Origin of the sequence: Burkholderia sp. TSV86 (genome assembly GCF_001522865.1) — a bacterium.
Lineage (GTDB): Bacteria > Pseudomonadota > Gammaproteobacteria > Burkholderiales > Burkholderiaceae > Burkholderia.
In genome coordinates, this window is sequence record NZ_LOWB01000048.1 from 1 (window position 1) to 2,362 (window position 2,362).

1 protein-coding gene is annotated in these 2,362 nt (G+C 61.7%); it reads left to right on the forward strand.

Features of this window, described 5'->3' with window-relative positions; translation table 11 throughout:
* The first annotated feature begins 36 nt into the window (after positions 1–36).
* Positions 37–2,355: an outer membrane protein assembly factor BamA gene (bamA, locus tag WS68_RS08350; RefSeq protein ID WP_059570349.1), complete on the forward strand. Its 2,319-nt coding sequence runs from the start codon at positions 37–39 to the stop codon at positions 2,353–2,355.
* Positions 2,356–2,362: the final 7 nt, after the last annotated feature.

Consider the following 2,362-nt stretch of genomic DNA (forward strand, 5'->3'; position numbering starts at 1 on the left):
CGCCTGACCTGATGCAAGCTTAAACACTGGGGATGCATGTTGTTGAAACCTCATGGCTTCGTACCGAAGGCGGTAGCGGCGGCGGCGCTGGCGGCGCCGGGATTGTCGGCTCACGCGACGGCACCGTTCGTGGTGCAGGACATCAAGATCGAAGGTTTGCAGCGCGTGGAGGCGGGGTCGGTGTTCGCGTACCTGCCGATCAAGCAAGGTGAGACGTTCACGGACGACAAGGCATCGGAGGCGATCCGTGCGCTGTACGCGACGGGATTTTTCACGGATGTTCGGGTGGCCACGCAAGGCGGGGTGGTGATTATCCAGGTTCAGGAGAGGCCGGCGATCGCGTCGATTGATTTCACGGGGATCAAGGAGTTCGACAAGGACAACCTGAACAAGGCATTGAAGGCGGTGGGGCTGGCGCAGGGTCGGTACTACGACAAGGCGCTGGTGGACAAGGCGGAGCAGGAGCTCAAGCGGCAGTATTTGACGCGGGGGTTCTACGCGGCGGAGGTGACGACGACGGTGACGCCGGTGGACGCGAACCGGGTGTCGATTCTGTTTTCGGTGGCGGAAGGCCCGAGCGCGAAGATCCGTCAGATCAACTTTATTGGCAACAAGACGTTCAGCACGAACAAGCTGCGCGACGAGATGCAGTTGTCGACGCCGAACTGGTTCTCGTGGTACACGAAGAACGATCTGTACTCGAAGGAGAAGCTCACGGGCGATCTGGAGAACGTGCGCTCGTACTACCTGAACCGTGGGTATTTGGAGTTCAACATTGAGTCGACGCAGGTGTCGATTTCGCCGGACAAGAAGGACATGTACCTGACGGTGACGCTGCACGAGGGCGAGCCGTACACGGTGTCGGGGGTGAAGCTGGCGGGCAATCTGCTGGATCGCGAAGCGGAGCTGAAGAAGCTGGTGAAGGTCAAGGCGGGCGATCGATTTTCGGCGGAGAAGCTGCAGCAGACGACGAAGGCGATCGTGGACAAGCTGGGGGAGTACGGTTATGCGTTCGCGACGGTGAATGCGCAGCCGGAGATCGACCAGGCCAATCACAAGGTGAATCTGACGCTGGTGGTGGACCCGAGCCGGCGGGTGTACGTGCGGCGGATCAACATTGTGGGCAACACGCGCACGCGGGACGAGGTGGTGCGCCGGGAGATGCGCCAGTTGGAGAGTTCGTGGTTCGATTCGAGCCGCCTGGCGCTGTCGAAGGACCGGGTGAACCGGCTGGGTTACTTCACGGATGTGGACGTGACGACGGTGCCGGTGGAGGGCACGAACGATCAGGTTGACGTGAACGTGAAGGTGGCGGAGAAGCCGACGGGTGCGATCACGCTGGGGGCGGGTTTTTCGTCGACGGACAAGGTGGTGCTGTCGGCGGGGGTGTCGCAGGACAACGTGTTTGGCTCGGGGACGAGCCTGGCGGTGAACGTGAACACGGCCAAGAGCTACCGGACGCTGACGGTGACGCAGGTGGATCCGTACTTCACGGTGGACGGGATCAAGCGGATCACGGACGTGTTCTACCGGACATACCAGCCGCTGTACTACTCGACGAATTCGAGTTTCCGGATCATCACGGCTGGGGGCAATCTGAAGTTCGGGATTCCGTTCTCGGAGACGGATACGGTGTATTTCGGTGCGGGCTTCGAGCAGAACCGGCTGGATGTGAACATGGACGACACGAGCACGCCGGAGTCGTACAAGGACTACGTGCGGCAGTTCGGTCGGGTGTCGAACACGGTGCCGCTGACGATCGGCTGGTCGCGCGATGCGCGCGACAGCGCGCTGATTCCGAGCCGTGGGTATTTCACGCAGGCGAACGTGGAATACGGCGTGCCGGTGGGCAAGATCCAGTATTACAAGGCGGACATTCAAGCGCAGTACTACTATTCGTTCGCGCGGGGCTTCATCCTGGGGCTGAACTTCCAGGGCGGCTACGGCAACGGTATCGGCAACGCGTATCCGATCTTCAAGAACTACTACGCGGGGGGGATAGGTTCGGTGCGCGGCTATGAGCCGAGTTCGCTGGGCCCGCGCGACAAGCAGACGAACGACCCGATTGGCGGCTCGAAGATGATCGTCGGCAATATCGAGCTGACGTTCCCGCTGCCGGGCACGGGCTATGACCGCACGCTGCGGGTGTTCACGTTCCTGGACGGCGGCAACGTGTGGGGCAATGCGCCGGGGGGCACGAGCACGGGGGCGAACGGGTTGCGCTACGGCTATGGCGTGGGGCTGGCGTGGATCTCGCCGATCGGCCCGCTCAAGCTGAGTTTGGGCTTCCCGCTGCAGAAGCACACCGGCGACCAGTATCAGAAATTCCAGTTCCAGATCGGAACGGCCTTCTGATCGGATC